At 35.5% G+C, this 17133-nt stretch carries 15 protein-coding genes; 4 read left to right on the top strand and 11 right to left on the bottom strand.

Annotated features, from left to right (window positions below; all coding sequences use genetic code 11):
* Positions 1-36: 36 nt before the first annotated feature.
* The 3 genes from LUA90_RS17790 to LUA90_RS17780 all read right to left on the bottom strand — a co-directional run bounded on the left by LUA90_RS17790 (position 37) and on the right by LUA90_RS17780 (position 4713).
* A complete protein-coding gene (locus LUA90_RS17790) occupies positions 37-555 on the bottom strand; it encodes a CAP domain-containing protein (RefSeq protein WP_231491934.1) in 519 nt (172 codons plus the stop codon).
* A 125-nt stretch (positions 556-680) separates the two neighbouring features.
* A complete protein-coding gene (locus LUA90_RS17785; RefSeq protein WP_231491933.1) occupies positions 681-3227 on the bottom strand; it encodes an ATP-dependent Clp protease ATP-binding subunit in 2547 nt (848 codons plus the stop codon).
* Between the two features lie 610 nt (positions 3228-3837).
* Positions 3838-4713, bottom strand: coding sequence for a DMT family transporter (locus tag LUA90_RS17780; RefSeq protein WP_231491932.1), 876 nt, complete (start codon positions 4711-4713; stop codon positions 3838-3840).
* A 116-nt stretch (positions 4714-4829) separates the two neighbouring features.
* On the opposite strand from LUA90_RS17780, the gene LUA90_RS17775 reads away from it, so the two are divergent.
* Positions 4830-4991 carry a hypothetical protein gene (locus tag LUA90_RS17775; RefSeq protein WP_231491931.1) on the top strand — a complete coding sequence of 54 codons (162 nt, stop codon included), beginning with the start codon at positions 4830-4832 and terminating at the stop codon, positions 4989-4991.
* Positions 4992-4994: 3 nt separating this feature from the next.
* On the opposite strand, the gene LUA90_RS17770 is transcribed toward LUA90_RS17775, so the two are convergent.
* Entirely contained in the window at positions 4995-7643 is a 2649-nt protein-coding gene (locus LUA90_RS17770; RefSeq protein WP_231491930.1) for a glycoside hydrolase family 78 protein, read from the bottom strand.
* A 422-nt stretch (positions 7644-8065) separates the two neighbouring features.
* Between LUA90_RS17770 and ettA the strand changes: the two genes are divergently transcribed.
* The gene (ettA, locus tag LUA90_RS17765) at positions 8066-9745 is read left to right on the top strand and encodes an energy-dependent translational throttle protein EttA (RefSeq protein ID WP_231463161.1); all 1680 of its coding nucleotides are present in this window, start codon (positions 8066-8068) and stop codon (positions 9743-9745) included.
* A 37-nt stretch (positions 9746-9782) separates the two neighbouring features.
* On the opposite strand, the gene LUA90_RS17760 is transcribed toward ettA, so the two are convergent.
* From LUA90_RS17760 to LUA90_RS17745, 4 genes are all read right to left on the bottom strand, one after another.
* Positions 9783-10487 carry a GDSL-type esterase/lipase family protein gene (locus LUA90_RS17760; RefSeq protein ID WP_231491929.1) on the bottom strand — a complete coding sequence of 235 codons (705 nt, stop codon included), beginning with the start codon at positions 10485-10487 and terminating at the stop codon, positions 9783-9785.
* A gap of 24 nt (positions 10488-10511) precedes the next feature.
* Positions 10512-10742: a DUF1456 family protein gene (locus tag LUA90_RS17755; protein ID WP_123205800.1), complete on the bottom strand. Its 231-nt coding sequence runs from the start codon at positions 10740-10742 to the stop codon at positions 10512-10514.
* A gap of 169 nt (positions 10743-10911) precedes the next feature.
* Positions 10912-12234 (bottom strand): DEAD/DEAH box helicase, encoded by a 1323-nt coding sequence (locus LUA90_RS17750; RefSeq protein ID WP_231491927.1) that lies wholly within the window; start codon positions 12232-12234, stop codon positions 10912-10914.
* Positions 12235-12264: 30 nt separating this feature from the next.
* Complete coding sequence (locus LUA90_RS17745) at positions 12265-12474, bottom strand: hypothetical protein (RefSeq protein ID WP_231491925.1); 210 nt, start codon at positions 12472-12474, stop codon at positions 12265-12267.
* 239 nt (positions 12475-12713) lie between these two features.
* On the opposite strand from LUA90_RS17745, the gene LUA90_RS17740 reads away from it, so the two are divergent.
* Together LUA90_RS17740 and LUA90_RS17735 are read left to right on the top strand one after the other, a co-directional pair.
* On the top strand, positions 12714-13187 hold the full coding sequence (locus LUA90_RS17740) for a ribonuclease H-like YkuK family protein (protein WP_231463169.1): 474 nt from the start codon (positions 12714-12716) through the stop codon (positions 13185-13187).
* Between the two features lie 70 nt (positions 13188-13257).
* Positions 13258-13725: an SRPBCC family protein gene (locus LUA90_RS17735; RefSeq protein ID WP_231491923.1), complete on the top strand. Its 468-nt coding sequence runs from the start codon at positions 13258-13260 to the stop codon at positions 13723-13725.
* Positions 13726-13729: 4 nt separating this feature from the next.
* Here LUA90_RS17735 and LUA90_RS17730 read toward each other — a convergent pair whose 3' ends face one another.
* From LUA90_RS17730 to LUA90_RS17720, 3 genes are all read right to left on the bottom strand, one after another.
* Positions 13730-14302 (bottom strand): DUF4468 domain-containing protein, encoded by a 573-nt coding sequence (locus tag LUA90_RS17730; RefSeq protein ID WP_231491921.1) that lies wholly within the window; start codon positions 14300-14302, stop codon positions 13730-13732.
* Positions 14303-14373: 71 nt separating this feature from the next.
* The gene (locus tag LUA90_RS17725) at positions 14374-15390 is read right to left on the bottom strand and encodes a porin (protein WP_231491920.1); all 1017 of its coding nucleotides are present in this window, start codon (positions 15388-15390) and stop codon (positions 14374-14376) included.
* A 40-nt stretch (positions 15391-15430) separates the two neighbouring features.
* Positions 15431-16834, bottom strand: a complete 1404-nt coding sequence (locus LUA90_RS17720) for an ammonium transporter (RefSeq protein WP_231463178.1) — start codon at positions 16832-16834, stop codon at positions 15431-15433.
* Between the last annotated feature and the right edge of the window lie 299 nt (positions 16835-17133).

The raw sequence follows: 17133 nt of genomic DNA, 5'->3' as shown, positions 1-17133 counted from the left end.
CATTTTTATGGTAATTCCAGTAAATATCAAAGAAACCTATTGTTTACCAAATTCCTGCGTCCAATAGCGACCATCTTTTGCTACACCCATATCTCTAAAATTTGCATTCATAATATTTTTACAATGACCTTCGCTATTTATCCAAGCATCAAAAACAGCTTGTTCATTAGATTGTCCTGCGGCAATATTTTCTCCATAAGTTGTCCATTTGTAGCCAGCTGCCGTTATTCTATTCCCAGCACTACGACCATCTAATGAGGTATGGCTAAAATAATTATTGGTGTTCATATCCTTGCTATGGCCTAAAGCTGCAGAAGCAAGCAAATTATTCCAGTTTAAAACTATTACCGGAGGCATTGCAGTTGTACCGCAATTGCAACCTTTGCTGCGTACATCATTAATAAGTTTTAATAACAAATCATTATTTAATCCAGTAGAAACTGTTGCAATAGTATTTTTTGTAATAGTTTCTTCTTCAAAAATTACTTCGGTATTTTTTTTACATGACGTAAATAGAAGAATTATAGCGAAAACAGGGATGTAGACTTTTTTCATTTAGGGATGATTGTATCATTGCAATAATGACGATTTCTTACAATAATTAACGAAATCGTGATGTATTTATTTCACACAAGCATCTTAAACAAGAAAGCTCCCGAATTAATCGGGAGCTTTAGATATTAGTTTGAAGAGTCTTCTGCTTTAGGCTCTTCTTTTTTCTTTTCGCCTTTTTTGTGATTTACCGAAATGGTTTCTGTTTCTTTATCGTAATCGATTTCTAAAACATCACCTTCGGTTAATTCACCTTTCAAAATTTCTTCGGCAATTGGATCTTCCAGATATTTTTGAATGGCACGTTTTAATGGTCGAGCGCCGAAATTACTATCAAATCCTTTTTCTGCAATGTAATCTTTAGCATTTTCAGTTAAAGCAATTTCATAACCTAATGTATGAACGCGACCGAATAAAGCTTTAAGTTCAATGTCGATAATTCTGAAGATTTCATCTTTACCTAAATTATTAAATACAACTACATCATCAACACGGTTTAAAAACTCTGGCGCAAAAGCACGTTTTAATGCACTTTCAATTACACCGCGGCTATGTGATTCTGCCTGGTTGTTTTTTGCTGAAGTAGAGAAACCAACACCTTGACCAAAATCTTTTAGCTGACGGGCACCAATGTTCGAAGTCATGATAATGATTGTATTTCTAAAATCAACTTTACGACCTAAACTATCTGTTAATTGTCCTTCATCTAAAACTTGTAGCAAGATATTAAATACATCCGGATGCGCTTTTTCAATCTCATCTAACAAAATAACTGCATAAGGTTTTCTTCTTACCTTTTCAGTTAATTGCCCACCTTCTTCGTATCCCACGTATCCCGGAGGCGCTCCCACTAAACGCGACACCGCAAATTTCTCCATATATTCACTCATATCAATTTGAATTAGTGAATCATCACTATCAAACATGAAACGAGCCAATTCTTTTGCTAATTCTGTTTTACCTACACCAGTTGGACCTAAGAAAATAAATGAACCAATTGGTTTTTTAGGATCTTTTAATCCGGCTCTGGTACGTTGAATGGCTTTGGTCAATTTCTTAATTGCATCATCCTGACCAATAATTTTCTCTGCAACTTTATCGTACATATTCAATAGCTTTTGGCTATCTGTTTGCCCAACACGTTGCACCGGAATACCTGTCATCATTGCTACAACTTCAGCAACATTATCTTCAGAAACTTCGTAACGTTTAGTTTTAGTTTCTGCTTCCCACTCTGCTTTGGCTTTATCTAATTCTTCAATTAAATTTTTCTCTGTATCGCGAAGTTTAGCTGCTTCCTCATATTTCTGACTACGAACAACTTTGTTTTTCTCTAACTTGATATCTTCGATCTTAGCTTCAATATCAATTATGTTTTGAGGAACATGAATGTTCGTTAAATGCACTCTCGAACCTGCTTCATCCAAAGCATCAATTGCTTTATCTGGTAAAAAACGGTCAGAAATATAACGAGAAGTTAAAGTAACACAAGCCTGAATCGCCTCATCTGTGTAAGTTACACCGTGGTGTTCTTCGTATTTATCTTTTATTCTGGTTAAAATCTCAACAGTTTCATCAGGCGTAGCCGGCTCAACCATTACTTTCTGGAAACGACGATCTAAAGCACCGTCTTTTTCAATGTACTGACGGTATTCGTCTAAAGTAGTGGCACCAATACATTGAATTTCGCCCCTTGCTAATGCAGGTTTAAACATATTCGATGCATCAAGCGAGCCCGATGCGCCGCCAGCGCCAACAATTGTATGAATCTCATCAATAAATAAAATTACATCAGTAGATTTTTCAAGCTCGTTCATTACGGCTTTCATACGCTCTTCAAACTGGCCACGGTATTTTGTACCCGCAACAAGTGAAGCCAAATCTAAAGTAACTACACGCTTACCAAAAAGTACACGCGATACTTTACGTTGAACAATGCGTAAGGCTAAACCTTCTGCAATTGCAGATTTACCAACACCAGGCTCTCCAATTAGAATCGGGTTGTTCTTTTTTCTACGGGATAAAATTTGCGAAACACGCTCAATTTCCTTCTCGCGACCAACAATCGGGTCTAAACGACCTTCTTCTGCAGCCTTGGTTAAATCGCGACCGAAGTTATCTAATACCGGTGTTTTAGATTTAATATCCGAAACTTTTTTAGGTGTGCTAAAGCTTTCTTCTTCACGATAATCATCATCGCCACCCGTAGATGCGCTGTTTGAAATATCATCTCTAAAGCCATTCTTATTTACTTCAACCTCTTGTTTAAAAACATCATAAGTAACACCATATTGCAACAATATTTGCGAGGCGATGTTGTCATCATCTCTCAAAACTGAAAGCAATAAATGCTCAGTACCAATTAAATCGCTTTTAAATATTTTAGCTTCTAAATAAGTAATTTTTAAAACTTTTTCTGCCTGTTTAGTTAATGGAATATTGCCCAAATTAACGGTAACGCTCGAAGTACCGCGAACGGCATCTTCAATCGAGCGGCGCAATTTACCGGTATCAACTCCTAACGATCGTAAAATTTTTATAGCCATACCATCGCCTTCGCGGATGAGGCCTAATAATAAATGCTCGGTTCCAATGTAATCATGCCCTAAACGTAGCGCTTCCTCCCTACTAAAAGAGATTACATCTTTAACCTGTGGTGAAAATTTTGCTTCCATAATACCTTTCTTAACGGCTCGCCTCTAAACTATAAAATATATTATAAAAAGAGCACTTGCCATTTTGTTTATTTTATCAACAATTGCGCCATATAGGTTAATAAAACCCATGTATCGGCTTACATACCAAAAAATCGGGCAGTTTATTTAGCAGATTTCTCTTGTAGCAGCACAAATAAATCTGATTATAAACTGTTATTGCAGGCTTAGAAAAGAAAAAATGAATGTTACACAATCATTAAATCATTTTGTCGGTTTATTGTAAAGGATTTTTAGCACTCATTTTACTGACAAATTGTAGCTTTTAGCTAATGCAATTTACAAATTTTGACAGATAAATAAAAACAGCATGACATCATTAAACCTAAACAACCAACAAACTCGAAAGCAGCAACCAAATAAAGTTTGAGGTTATATAACTATTATACGAAAATAACCTGTAAAAAGTTGTTTTGTTTTTAGAAAAGCATTGCTATTGCTGCTATTTATGTTAGTCCCGCTAATGCTACAATCTTTTAGCGGGACATATCGTGCTCACAACATTTTAAAGTTACTGCAAGCAAAAAGGATTTTCGCTATATCGTGTTTATTAGGCAGAGCAATCTAAATATTAACATTCTACAGTAGCGTGCTGCTCTTGCTTTTTGCCAGTTAAAGTTGCACCAGCACTGGCAATAACCACTAAAGCAACTGCTAGCCATTCATAAAAGGTAAGGTATTCTTGCAAAAATACCAGACCTGAAAGTGCAGCCGCAGCAGGTTCTAAGCTCATTAAAATACTAAAAGTTTTTGCCGGCATTTTTTTAAGCGCTCCCATTTCTAAAGTAAATGGAATTGCACTTGATAGTAATGCTAATGCCAAACCCGACATCATAAATACGGGTGTTATTTTCTGAAAGAGGCCATCGAAAATTGCTACGGGCAAAACCACAGCCGATGCGAAAATCATCCCGATGCTTACTGCTTTTCCGCCGTCCATTATTTTAGATATTTTACCGCCTAATAAAATATAGCATGCCCAAAAACCGCCAGCCAATAATGCTAAAAAAACGCCCAACAGATCGATACCATTGCCACTCCATGGTGCAATTAGCGAAATGCCGACTGCGGCCAAAATCACCCATAAAAAATCTAAAATGCGTTTAGAACCTGCTATTGCTAAAACCAGCGGACCAATAAATTCTAGTGTTACACCCAAACCAAGCGGTATTCTGGATATGGCAATGTAAAATATCAAATTCATAGCACCTAAGGTTAATCCATACAATGCAACTGCTTTCCATTGCTCCTTATTCAGGTTTCTTAAATTCGGACGGTTATATATGCCTAAGATAATTGCCGATAAAACAATCCTTAAGGCAGAGGTTGAAGCTGAGCCTAGAACGGGGAAAATTCCTTTAGCAATTGCTGCACCACCTTGTACACTTAATATGGAAAAAATTACCGCCATAACAGGTGGTAAAGTAAAAGGTGCTTTAGCTTTCATTAAAAAGGATATTTCCGCAAAAGTAGTGTTTTTACTAACATTACTAAAAATATAGTTCACCAGTAAAGTCCAATAATCTTATATTGAAATGCTTATCTTTATTAAAACTAAAAACTATGTTACTATTCGCTGTTCCATTATATTTGGCTGCCTTTTTTGGCTGGTTAATTTATGCAGGTTTAATTAAGAAAAACATTAAACAGAACATGCAGTTGGTTTATATTGGTTCTTTTTTCTCTGTTATCTGGATTTTAATTGCAGCATTATCTTACAGCTAATTTTCAATAATTATATTTCGATTCGAAACTATAACTTCCTGAACCAATTTTTTCTTTTTTATCCGTTCCCGGTAAAGTTACTATTGCAGTAGCATTTACTGGCACCGTAACATTTAACTTAAATACACCATTGGCGATTGTCCATGATGATTTTATTTTACCATAAACGGTTTCCAATTCACCAGTAGCACTCGTTAGCTTCCCTCCTGGTTTTGGCGCAATTTCAAAAACTTTATAGCCAGGATTTTCTTCAATTGAACAAATACCCGCAATGTTTTTATACATCCAATCGCCTATTGCACCGTAAGCATAGTGGTTAAAAGAGTTCATATCCGCAGTTTGGAACGAACCATCTTGCTTAATTCCATCCCAACGTTCCCAAATTGTAGTAGCGCCCATTTTTACCGGATAAAGCCATGAGGGATAACTTTCTTGCAACAATAAATTATATGAAACATCCTGGTATCCAAATCTGCTGAGCACATGACATAAATAAGGTGTACCTAAAAGCCCGGTTGTAAGGTGGTTACCATAACTTTTAACATTATCAACCAAACGTTTTGCAGCCTGTTGGCGCAGATTTTCTGGAAGCATATCAAATTGTAAAGCTAAAACATAAGCGGTTTGCGTATTTGAAACAAGCTTTCCGCTAGGTGTCATATATTCTTGTACATAGGCTTTCTTAACATTATTTAAAAGCGCAGTATATTTTTTTACTTCTTCGGTTTTACCTAAAACTTTTGAGGTATTTATTAAAAGTTGAACAGAATTTGCATAAAAGGTTTGCGCAATCATGTATTTATCAGTAACCGCTGCCCTACCGTCATTATCATCATTAGGGCGATAAAAAAGCCAATCACCAAAATGGGAACCAGTATTCCACAAATTATCTTTAGCCTGACTTGCCATGTAGTCTACCCATTTTTGCATACTTTGATATTGGGTTTCTAATATATTTTTATCACCATAAGATTGGTACATAGACCATGGAATAATTGTTGCAGCATCGGCCCAACCTGCAGAGCCGGCATCACTCTGGTTAAGTACATTTGGGATAACATACGGAACGCTGCCATTAGGAAGCTGATCTGCGCTAACATCTTTCAGCCATTTCGTAAAAAATGAAGAAACATCCATATTATAAGCAGCAGTATTTGCAAATGCCTGGGCATCGCCTGTCCAGCCCAAACGCTCATCCCTTTGCGGGCAATCGGTAGGCACATCTACAAAATTTCCTTTTTGTCCCCACTGTATATTGTGTTGCAGTTGGTTTAGCAAAGAGTTTGATGTTGTAAAGTTTCCTGTTGGTGACATGCTTGAATAAACTGCTATTGCGGTAAAGTTTTCCAACTTTAATTCGCCCGGATAGCCATCCAATTTCACATATCTAAATCCCTGAAAACTAAAATGAGGTTCAAATATTTCTGTACCCTTTCCTTTTAAAATGTAGTTGTTTTGCTGCTTTGCAGAACGCAGATTTGTTGTGTAAAAATTACCATTTTTATCTAAAACTTCGGCATGGCTTAAAGTAATTTTTGTTCCTGAATTACCATTAGCGGTAACCTTTACCCAACCCACCATGTTTTGACCAAAATCTATAATAGTTTCGCCAAGTGGTGTTTTAAAAATTTTTAAGGCTTTAAATTCTTCATGTTTATTCACAGCCGGTCCGCTCATGCCAACTAATTTTTCTGGCCCATTCTCTAAAATGCGCACCTGTTTCCAATTGTCACTTTCTTTGTAACCAAGGTTATCCCAGCCATTTAATTCTTTTCGGGCATCATAGGTTTCGCCATCATATATATTGGATGCCAGAATTGGCCCGTTTGTACTTTTCCAACTATCATCACTTATCACAATTTCTTTGGTTCCATCGGTGTATTCTACATCAATTTGCAATAGCAAAGCTCTTGTATCACCATAAAATTTGCTTTGGTTAGAAAAACCAATTCTGCCTTTATACCAACCATCGCCTAATGAAACTGCGATAACGTTTTGCCCTTTTTTAAGGGTAGTTATTGGATAAGCCTGATACTGGATATGATTTTTATAACTGGTCCAGCCGGGTGTGAAATAATCACTGCTAATTCTTGCACCGTTTAAATTCGCTTCATATAATCCTTTTGCTGTAATGTAAGCTGTAGCAGATTTTACATCCTTTTTAAGTGCAAATTCCTTACGTAAAAACGGACTTATGGAAGAAGTGTCCTTTCCTTGAACAGTAATCCATTTTGCTTGCCAATCTTCGGGCTTTAAACCGGTTTGAAAATATTTTATTTCAGACCAGACCGAAGTATTTCCATGATTATCTTTTAAACGAACCTGCCAAAAATATTTTGTTTTGGATGCTAATTTTTCGCCATTATAACGAACAAATACCGATTGTTGGTTTGCGTCTGATTGCTGCCATATAATTTTTTTAAATGATGGGGTATTTGAAACACGGATATCATAATGGGTTTGATATGTATTCTTTTTGTTAGAATTGATTTTCCAACTGAAGCCGGGTTTTGCGTTATCAATATTAAGCGGATTATCCAACATATCGATGGTTAAATCGTAAGCAGATAATTTTTGTGCGAATGTTTGAATAGAAGATAAAATTAAGCTTAAGCAAAAAATAAAAGAGTAAAATTTTAGGGATTGGCTCATAACAAGTAATTGATTTACAATGCAAAGTATTAATAAAATTGCTAAATCACTACTTGTTATTTAGCGTATATTATCCGAAAGGAATATTAAACCAACTAGCCTAACACTATTATAGCTTTTTAAAATTGGCATAATTTGGGGCTTCGACTGCCACTAATTTGGTTATGCTTTAAGATAACGTTGTAATTATTGAAGTAAGCTATTTCGAATAACACAACTTATTAAAAAGCATGTTTTATAAGCTGAAACATGCTTTTTTTATGGATATCATTTAAATCAGATTGTTAGCTAAATAGATTTAGAAACTACTTTTTTATAGGCTCGTTGTTTCTATCTTTGCGGGTGTTGAAGCCATTCTGCACTTCAAATTAATAAAGATGGCATCAAAAGAAAATTTATTTTAAATACTTTAAAAAACAAGCATGTCTGACGAGAAGATAATATTTTCAATGGCTGGAGTAAATAAGATTTATCCACCACAAAAACAAGTTTTAAAAAATATCTATTTATCATTTTTTTACGGTGCCAAAATCGGTGTTATCGGTTTAAATGGCTCTGGTAAATCATCTTTACTAAAAATTATTGCTGGTTTAGATAAGGCTTATCAAGGAGAAGTTGTTTTCTCTCCGGGTTATTCTGTGGGTTATTTAGCTCAGGAACCAATCCTCGACCCAGAAAAAACTGTACGTGAAATTGTTGAAGAAGGTGTTGCTGAAGTAACCGCAATTTTAAAAGAATACGAAGAAATTAATGAGGCATTTGGTTTAGAGGAAAACTACTCTGACCCTGATGCGATGGATAAATTGATGACCAAACAAGGAGAGCTTCAAGATAAAATTGATGCTTTAGGTGCCTGGGAAATTGATTCCAAATTGGAAAGAGCAATGGATGCCTTACGTTGTCCTGATCCTGAAACCAAAATTGGCGTATTATCAGGTGGTGAGCGTCGTCGTGTTGCAATGTGCCGCTTGCTTTTACAACATCCGGATGTTTTATTATTGGATGAGCCTACCAACCACCTGGATGCTGAAAGTATTGATTGGTTAGAGCAGTTCTTACAAAATTATGAAGGCACAGTTATCGCAGTTACCCACGATAGGTATTTCCTTGACAATGTTGCTGGATGGATTTTAGAGTTAGATCGTGGTGAAGGTATTCCGTGGAAAGGAAATTACAGCAGCTGGTTAGAGCAAAAAGCAAAACGTTTATCTCAGGAAGAAAAAACGGAAAGCAAACGCCAGAAAACTTTGGAGCGTGAGCTGGAATGGGTACGTATGGCGCCAAAAGCCCGCCACGCAAAATCTAAAGCACGTATTGCCAATTACGATAAATTAGCTTCGGAAGATGGAAGGGAAAGAGAAGAAAAATTAGAGCTCTTCATACCTGCCGGACCACGATTAGGTAATGTTGTAATAGAGGCAACAAATGTTACAAAGGCATACGGAGATAAAGTTCTTTTTGATAATTTAAACTTTGCACTTCCGCCAGCAGGAATTGTAGGTATTATTGGCCCGAATGGCGCTGGTAAAACCACACTTTTCCGTTTAATTACTGGCCAGGAAGAAGCCGATAACGGAACGTTCCGTGTTGGTGAAACTGTTGAATTAGGCTATGTAGACCAGATGCACAACGATTTGGATGCGGATAAAACTGTTTATGAAAACATCACCGATGGTTTAGATAACATCCAATTAGGCAACAAAGCTGTTAACGGACGTGCTTATGTTTCAAAATTTAACTTTAACGGCGGCGACCAGCAGAAAAAAGTTGGTATACTTTCTGGCGGAGAACGTAACCGCGTACACTTAGCGATTACATTGAAAAAAGGCGCCAACGTACTTTTACTGGATGAGCCAACCAATGACATCGATGTTAATACATTACGTGCCTTGGAGGAAGCTTTAGAAAATTTTGGTGGTTGCGCTGTAGTAATTAGTCACGATAGATGGTTTTTAGATAGAATTTGTACCCACATTTTAGCTTTCGAAGGTAATTCTGAAGTTTACTTTTTCGAAGGAAATTATTCTGATTACGAAGAAAACAGAAAAAAACGTTTGGGTGATGTTACACCGAAACGCATTCGCTATAAAAAATTAGGTTAATAAAAAACTCCCGATGAAAATCGGGAGTTTTTTTATGCTACTTACCTATAGTTTTTCTAATGGCTTCGTCAGTTATTACTTCCATAACCTTATAACCTGCTAAACTTGGATGAACGCCATCGGTGGTATATTCTGCCTTTTGTCCGTTTCTTTCATCCGCCAAAGGCGAAAAATAATCTAAAATTGTTAAATTTTCTTTATCGGCGTAAGCAACAATTTCTTCATTCAAAGAGATAATTTGTTCAGCAACATTCTTTAAGCTTTTATTCCAAGGATATTCGTAAATAGGCAAATACTTGCAAAGAATAACTTTAATGCGATGCTTCTTTGCCAGTTCAGTCATGCTTTTTATATTATCCAAAATTATCTTGTTAGAAACATGACCTTTATTTCCTGCTAAATCATTACTACCAGCTAAAATAATTACTGCTTTAGGTTTTAAATCAATAACGTCTTGCCTAAACCTAATCAAAAGTTGTGGCGATAATTGTCCGCTAATTCCCCTATCTACGTAAGCATTTTTAATAAAATATTCAGGGTCTTTCTGTTTCCAAAACTCAAAAATAGAGCTGCCTAAAAAAATAACTCGCTTCTCTCCTTTTTTTGGCAAGCCAATTTCAGAATTTTCCTTTTTATATTTTGATAAGTTAGCCCAATCATCAGAAAAATCTTCTTTTGCGGTTTGAGCAAATGAGGAATTGATGGCGAGAACAAGAAAAAAGACCGCTAATTTTATTTTCATGATTTGGGATTGAATCGCTAAAAACTATTTCTTTTCTTCTCTCGGACCTCTTTTATAAATTACCAAACCATTTAAAAAGTTTCTTAAAATCTGATCGCCACAAGGCTTAAAATTTTCATGGTCATCATTGCGGAAAATATCACCTAACTCAGCTTTGGTTACTTTAAAACCTACCAAATCGCAAATGGTAATAATATCTTCAGTTTTTAATGAAAGTGCTACTCTCAGTTTTTTTAATATATCGTTATTGCTCATGTTTTAATTTTGAATGAATGAATTTTGAATGATTGAATCGCTAACTTGTTTGTCTTTTTTTCCAATGAACCAATGAACCAATGAACCAATGAACCAATGAACCAATGAACCAATGAACCAATGAACCAATGTACCAATGAACCAATGTACCAATGAACCAATGAACCAATTAACTCGCCACAGCTATCTTCATTTTTTTGCCTTTAATTTTTTCTCCGCTAAGTATATTTAAAAGATTTTCTACTTTATCTCGTTTTACGGCAATATAACTTGATGTATCCTTAACCTCAATCAGGCCTAAATCATCTTTCTGCAACTTGCCTTTTTGCAAAAATAAACCAACAATATCAATTTTATTTATTTTATCTTTTTTACCGTAAGATAGATAAAGCGTAATCCATTCACTTGATTTTGGCAATCTGTATGAATCAGTTAAATCTTCCTCATCAATGTTTTCTGGTAAATATTTATAATTCTCTTCTTCAGTTAACATGGCATAAGCCGTACCTTTTGCATTCATTCTTGCTGTTCGCCCGTTTCTATGGATGTAGGCATCCTCTGTGTATGGCAATTGGTAATGAACTATATGTTCAACTTCTGGAATATCCAATCCACGAGCGGCCAAATCAGTTGTTATCAAAATCCTTAAACTACCGTTTCTAAACTTAAGTAACGATTTTTCGCGTTCATCTTGCTCCATCCCACCATGAAAAACCTCATGTTCTAAACCCTGCTCAAAAAGCAGATCACTAATTCTATCTACGGTTTCACGGTGATTACAGAAAACCAAAGTGTTCTTATCACCAATTTTAGTTAAAAGTTTAAAAAGGAATTCGAGCTTGTCGGCAGCCGGCACCGTTACTTTTTTTAATTTTAAATCAGGCTTAACATCTTTATTCGCTGAAAAATCTATCTCAACTGGTGCATTTATCTTTACGAAAGAGGGAATTTCATCCATTTTAGTGGCTGAAGTAAGAATTCTTTCTTTGAGAGATAAAAGAGACTTAATGATGTAAGACATATCGGCCTCAAAGCCAAATTCCAGCGATTTATCGAATTCATCTAAAACCAAAGTTTCAATCATAAACTCGTCAAAATTTTGATATTCGAGGTGATAGGCAATTCGTCCGGGTGTTCCAATTAAAACAGAAGGCGCATGACTTAAATTATTTTTTTCTGTTCGAACAGAATGCCCTCCATAACAGCAATTTACCTTAAAAGCTGTGCCCATCTGCTTAAAAACCTGTTCAATTTGCAAAGCCAGTTCCCTTGATGGCACCAAAATAAGTGCCTGCACACCTTTCGCAGTAGGCTTGAGCTTAGAAATTAACGGTAACAAAAATGCAAGCGTTTTGCCTGAACCTGTTGGTGCAATCAAAACAATATCTTTAGCCAATTTTGAAGCCTCGAGAGCTGCCTTTTGCATCTCATTTAAAGCGGTAATGTTTAATCTTTTTAGCGCATGTTCTACCATTACGCCAAAGATAAGCATTTACAATTTTGCTAACTACAGATAAGAGTTTTAGAAAATTTTCTTTAACCTTCTGATAAATGAAACGCTGAGTTTCTTTTCTAACAACAGGAGCATTTGCCCTCTTTTAGACATTGAGCTTATAACTTTCTCATTAACAGCATCAACTGATGACCTAATTTTCTCAGCTAAATCACCGGTAAATTTATTAGCCCTACTGTGTTGTAACAATTGCAATTCTTGAATAAGTTCTGCTTTCATGGCAATAAGATTTTAAAATGTATTATATAATACAAACGCTTATTAAAATAAAATTGTTGCAAATATTTTAAAACGGCTTAAAAATTATAACTAACTTGTTGATAACTAATATTTTGTTAGCAAATAAACAACTTTTTATTAATGAATATTTAACGTTCATCTCTTAATTTTATAAAAACCAGATTACCATTTGCTTCCAAAAGATAAACTTTTGGAATTAAACTCAAAATACCACAACTATGACCTGGAAGAAATTTAGTGGCGAAGTAATCCAAACGAGCATCCTCGAAGAAGTAGAACAAGCAATTATCAGAGAAACAGAAAATGGCTACAAACTTAAAGTTTGTATTGGTACAGATTCTCAAGTTAAAGGAACAACAACCGATTTTGCAACTGTTATCGTTTTATTGAGAGAACATCACGGTGGTTTCATGTACATCCACCAGGAAAAATCTACTCAGCAAGTAAGTATTAAAGAACGCATGCTGATGGAAGTTCAAAAGTCGATAGAAACGGCTTATTCCATTTGCGATTTGCTTGATATTTATGATGTTGCTTTGGAAGTGCATGCAGATATTAATACCAATCCATCATTTAAGTCGAACAAAGCATTAAATGATGCAATGGGCTACATATTAAGTATGGGTTTTATTTTTAAGGCGAAACCAGAAGCATTTGCAAGCTCGACATGTGCAGATAAAATGGTGCACTAAATAAGTAGAACATAAATTTACAGAAACAACAACAAAATATACTTTTTGCTGTTTAGCTATAAATTTAAAATTGAAAACTTACCGCATAGAATTTACTCAAAAAATCCCAGTGGATATGGATACCGCATGGGATTTCTTTTCATCGCCCTTAAATTTGGCTGAAATTACGCCCGAAAGCATGACATTTGATGTTACTTCACCTATAAAGAAGGATGAAAAAATGTTTCCGGGTATGATTATCACTTATAAGGTTTCGCCATTATTAGGTATAAAACTAAACTGGATGACTGAAATAACGCATGTAAAAGATAAGGAATACTTCATCGACGAGCAGCGTTTTGGTCCTTTTGCATTTTGGCACCATCTTCATCGTTTCGAAGCCATTGATGGCGGCGTTTTAATGCATGATATTTTACACTACGCAATTGGTTATGGCTTTATCGGAACAATAGCCAATGAAATCATGGTTTCAAAAAAAATTAACGAGATATTCAGCTTCCGATATAAGAAAGTTGAAGAACTATTTGGCAAAATTTAAGATTTTACCATTTTTTAGTAGAAATACTTTGTGCCTTTTTGGGTTGATTTTCGACCTGAACTGTAGCCAAAGTCTTTTTAAAATTTTCGCCCAGGCTGGTCGCTTTTGAGTAAACACTTTCTAAAATATCTTTCCATGTTCCGGCAGATAGTTTTCCAGGTGCTTTCTCTAATGGTGTGGCAATATTTGTAGTGGCCACATAGTTTCCATACCTATTTCTATTATAAGGAATGTATTCCAAATCAGTAATCCAATAACGGTATTTTCCTTCTCTAGCCTCAAAATTAAAAACATAATTAACTTCTCCGCTTGGATGCGAAGCCACCAAAATGGTTTTATCAATTATCATTTTACCATTTGAAGTTACAGAACTATCAGTTTTGGTAGATTTTGTAAAAGATTTTTTATTCGATTTTATGAATCGCTCAGCTCTGCTTACCAAACTGTCCTTACCAACTTTCGTTTCAACAACTTCATAGTGCACATATTTTCCGCGTTCATCTACAGTAAATTGTTTTTGTTGTGCAAACGCACTTGATAGGAGGATTGAGAAAAGTAGAATCAGGCTGTATTTCATAATAAATAAAGATAATAAAAAGCCGCCGGCTTAAATTAACCGGCGGCATTATTTGGAGAGAAACTATTCTTTTAAAAAGCGTAAACCGCAGCTAAAGAAAACTGACCAGCATTTGGAGCAGCACCACCGGTTTTGTTTAAAAATGGTTTATCGCCATTATGATCTAACCTAACCTCAGGTATAAAGGTTAAACCGCCAGATTTTATATTTGCTGTTAAAGTTAAGCCTGTATAAGCAGTACCAGGAGTTGCGCCAACATCTTTATTTTTAAAATATTCACCTCTTAAACCTAAGGTTACCGCATCAGCAACTGCTACCTGCGGGTATAAAGCCACACCTGCATAACCGCCTGCATCATCAGCCATATCATAATTTGCTGCATTTAAACCTAATTTAAAAGCTTTTGTAATTTGGTATGAAGTGGTTAAATCTACAATGGTACCATAACCGTATGGGTCTGCACCTGTTAAAGCATTAATATAAGCGGTCCAACCCTCAACCGGCGAAATCATTAATTGGCCACCAACACTAGATACACCTCTTGTGGCACTATATAAATTCCAATCGTTAAACAATCCGGCCATTAAACTAACTTTATCAGAAAATTTATAGGTTGCTTTAATACCAGCATTTTGGAATGGACCATTAGTAAAAAGGTAAGAAGTTGAGTAGTTAAAATTTCCTACCGGAGAAATAACTTCATAACCTATAAATGTACCCATGTAACCTGCAGTCATGGCAAACTTATCCGAAAAATCGTAGTTAACGTATAAATTTTGGATATGGAATGACGAACCATTAGCGGCTGCATCTGGAATAGATTGAGATTGACCTCTGGGACCAAAAGAAATCTCACCAACGAAAGATGCTTTGCCAGTTTTTTTCTTCAACACTAAATCTAGCATCCCTAAAGAAACTGAATTGTGATCAGAAACAAAAGATGTTGGAATGTTTGGTCTTTTCGCAAAATCGTATTTATAGTAGGTATCTACCGATCCTGAAAATTCTAGTGGCGACGTGGGAGTTTCTTGAGCCAGGGCACACGTAGTGCATGCCATACCAAATATGGCTGATAATAATTTTTTCATGTTTGAGCTATGAATGTGTTTAGATAATATTTAATGCTTTTTAAAGGGCTTCCTGAGCAGGCGCATGATTTGAAATGTATGCTGCTCTTTCATCAACCAATAATGTACCTTGTGTATATTTCTCATCATGTTGAGATGCATCAAGACCCATTTCCTCTTCCTCATCTGACACTCTGATTGGATTGATAAGGTTAACTAATTTGAAGATTACAAATGATACAACGAAACTGAATGCGATTACAATTACGGCGCCTTTTAGCTGCGTAATAAAGAATGCTGGATTACCATATAATAAACCATCGGCTCCGGCTGCATTAACTGTTTTAGTTGCAAAAATACCAGTTAATAACATACCAACAATACCACCAACACCATGGCAAGGGAAAACGTCTAATGTATCATCTAAACTGGTTTTTTGTTTCCATGAAACAACAAGGTTAGAAATTACTGCAGCAATTACACCAATAAAAATGCTTGATGGAATACTAACAAAACCTGCTCCAGGTGTAATGGCAACCAAGCCTACAACAGCACCGATACAGAAACCTAAAACTGAAGGTTTTTTACCTCTTGCCACATCGAAAAACATCCAGGATAATCCTGCTGCACCTGCAGCTGTATTTGTAGTTAAGAAAGCTGAAACGGCTAAACTACCTGCACCTAGTGCAGAGCCTGCATTAAAACCGAACCAACCAAACCATAATAAACCTGTACCAATTAATACATAAGGAATATTTGCCGGCGGAACTTCTTTATGCTCTAAGTGAGATTTTCTACGTTTTAAAACTAATGCTCCGGCTAATGCAGCCATACCAGCAGAAATGTGTACTACTGTTCCGCCTGCAAAATCCAATACACCCATTTTTAACAAGAAACCTTGTGGATGCCAGGTCCAGTGCGCTAATGGCGAATAAACAAAAATTGCGAATAAAACGATGAATAAAATATACGATGTAAAACGGATACGTTCTGCAACGGCGCCAACAACTAAGCCTGGTGTAATAATGGCAAACATTAATTGAAAAACTGCAAATAAAGAAAGCGGAATAGTTAAATCGGCACCACCCTGAAGATGTGGAGCGCCAGAATTTACGCCTTTAAAGAAGAAGAAGGTTGATGGGTCACCTATAAAGCCACCGATAGTATCTCCAAAAGCTAAACTAAAACCTACAACTATCCATAATACTGTAATAACACCTGCTGCAACCACACTTTTAATCATGGTTGATAAAACATTTTTACGATGAACCATACCTCCGTAAAAGAATGCAAGGCCTGGTGTCATTAAAAATACTAAAGCAGCAGCAATTAAAATGAAAGCGATATCTGGTCCGCTATATTTTCCTTCATCAAAATTAGGAAGTAGAGGAACAAATAGCGACAAAACTGCGAAAACCATTAGAATAACGAATGGCGCATACTGTTTTACTAAAATTTTACCCATAGTTTTAAGTTTATTTTGTTTGGTTTAATAAATATTATATTATTTTCATAATTGTTTCCCTAAAAGTACGACATATTGTAATTTTTACACTATTAAATCAAATATTTTTAACAAAAACTGCAAATTTTTATAAAAACAATTAAATAATGTTGTTAAAAATGATATATATCTAAAAAAGAGTAAATTTTATTAAGGTATTTTACGAAAAATAAAAACGAGTTATTTTTATAAATTATAGAATTTTAACAGATTTATGTGAGAAATTATCATCAAAAACATCTTTAAAACAAAAAAACCCG

The organism is Pedobacter sp. Leaf170, from assembly GCF_920984665.1.
In the GTDB taxonomy this organism is placed as follows: Bacteria; Bacteroidota; Bacteroidia; order Sphingobacteriales; family Sphingobacteriaceae; genus Pedobacter.
This window is presented reverse-complemented; position numbering and strand designations above follow the sequence as displayed.

Excerpts from the sequence above, each read along its gene's own strand:
- LUA90_RS17790 (WP_231491934.1), bottom strand. The coding sequence starts at position 555 with ATGAAAAAAGTCTACATCCCTGTTTTCGCTATAATTCTTCTATTTACG.
- LUA90_RS17785 (WP_231491933.1), bottom strand. The coding sequence starts at position 3,227 with ATGGAAGCAAAATTTTCACCACAGGTTAAAGATGTAATCTCTTTTAGT.
- LUA90_RS17780 (WP_231491932.1), bottom strand. The coding sequence starts at position 4,713 with ATGAAAGCTAAAGCACCTTTTACTTTACCACCTGTTATGGCGGTAATT.
- LUA90_RS17775 (WP_231491931.1), top strand. The coding sequence starts at position 4,830 with ATGTTACTATTCGCTGTTCCATTATATTTGGCTGCCTTTTTTGGCTGG.
- LUA90_RS17770 (WP_231491930.1), bottom strand. The coding sequence starts at position 7,643 with ATGAGCCAATCCCTAAAATTTTACTCTTTTATTTTTTGCTTAAGCTTA.
- ettA (WP_231463161.1), top strand. The coding sequence starts at position 8,066 with ATGTCTGACGAGAAGATAATATTTTCAATGGCTGGAGTAAATAAGATT.
- LUA90_RS17760 (WP_231491929.1), bottom strand. The coding sequence starts at position 10,487 with ATGAAAATAAAATTAGCGGTCTTTTTTCTTGTTCTCGCCATCAATTCC.
- LUA90_RS17755 (WP_123205800.1), bottom strand. The coding sequence starts at position 10,742 with ATGAGCAATAACGATATATTAAAAAAACTGAGAGTAGCACTTTCATTA.
- LUA90_RS17750 (WP_231491927.1), bottom strand. The coding sequence starts at position 12,234 with ATGCTTATCTTTGGCGTAATGGTAGAACATGCGCTAAAAAGATTAAAC.
- LUA90_RS17745 (WP_231491925.1), bottom strand. The coding sequence starts at position 12,474 with ATGAAAGCAGAACTTATTCAAGAATTGCAATTGTTACAACACAGTAGG.
- LUA90_RS17740 (WP_231463169.1), top strand. The coding sequence starts at position 12,714 with ATGACCTGGAAGAAATTTAGTGGCGAAGTAATCCAAACGAGCATCCTC.
- LUA90_RS17730 (WP_231491921.1), bottom strand. The coding sequence starts at position 14,302 with ATGAAATACAGCCTGATTCTACTTTTCTCAATCCTCCTATCAAGTGCG.
- LUA90_RS17725 (WP_231491920.1), bottom strand. The coding sequence starts at position 15,390 with ATGAAAAAATTATTATCAGCCATATTTGGTATGGCATGCACTACGTGT.
- LUA90_RS17720 (WP_231463178.1), bottom strand. The coding sequence starts at position 16,834 with ATGGGTAAAATTTTAGTAAAACAGTATGCGCCATTCGTTATTCTAATG.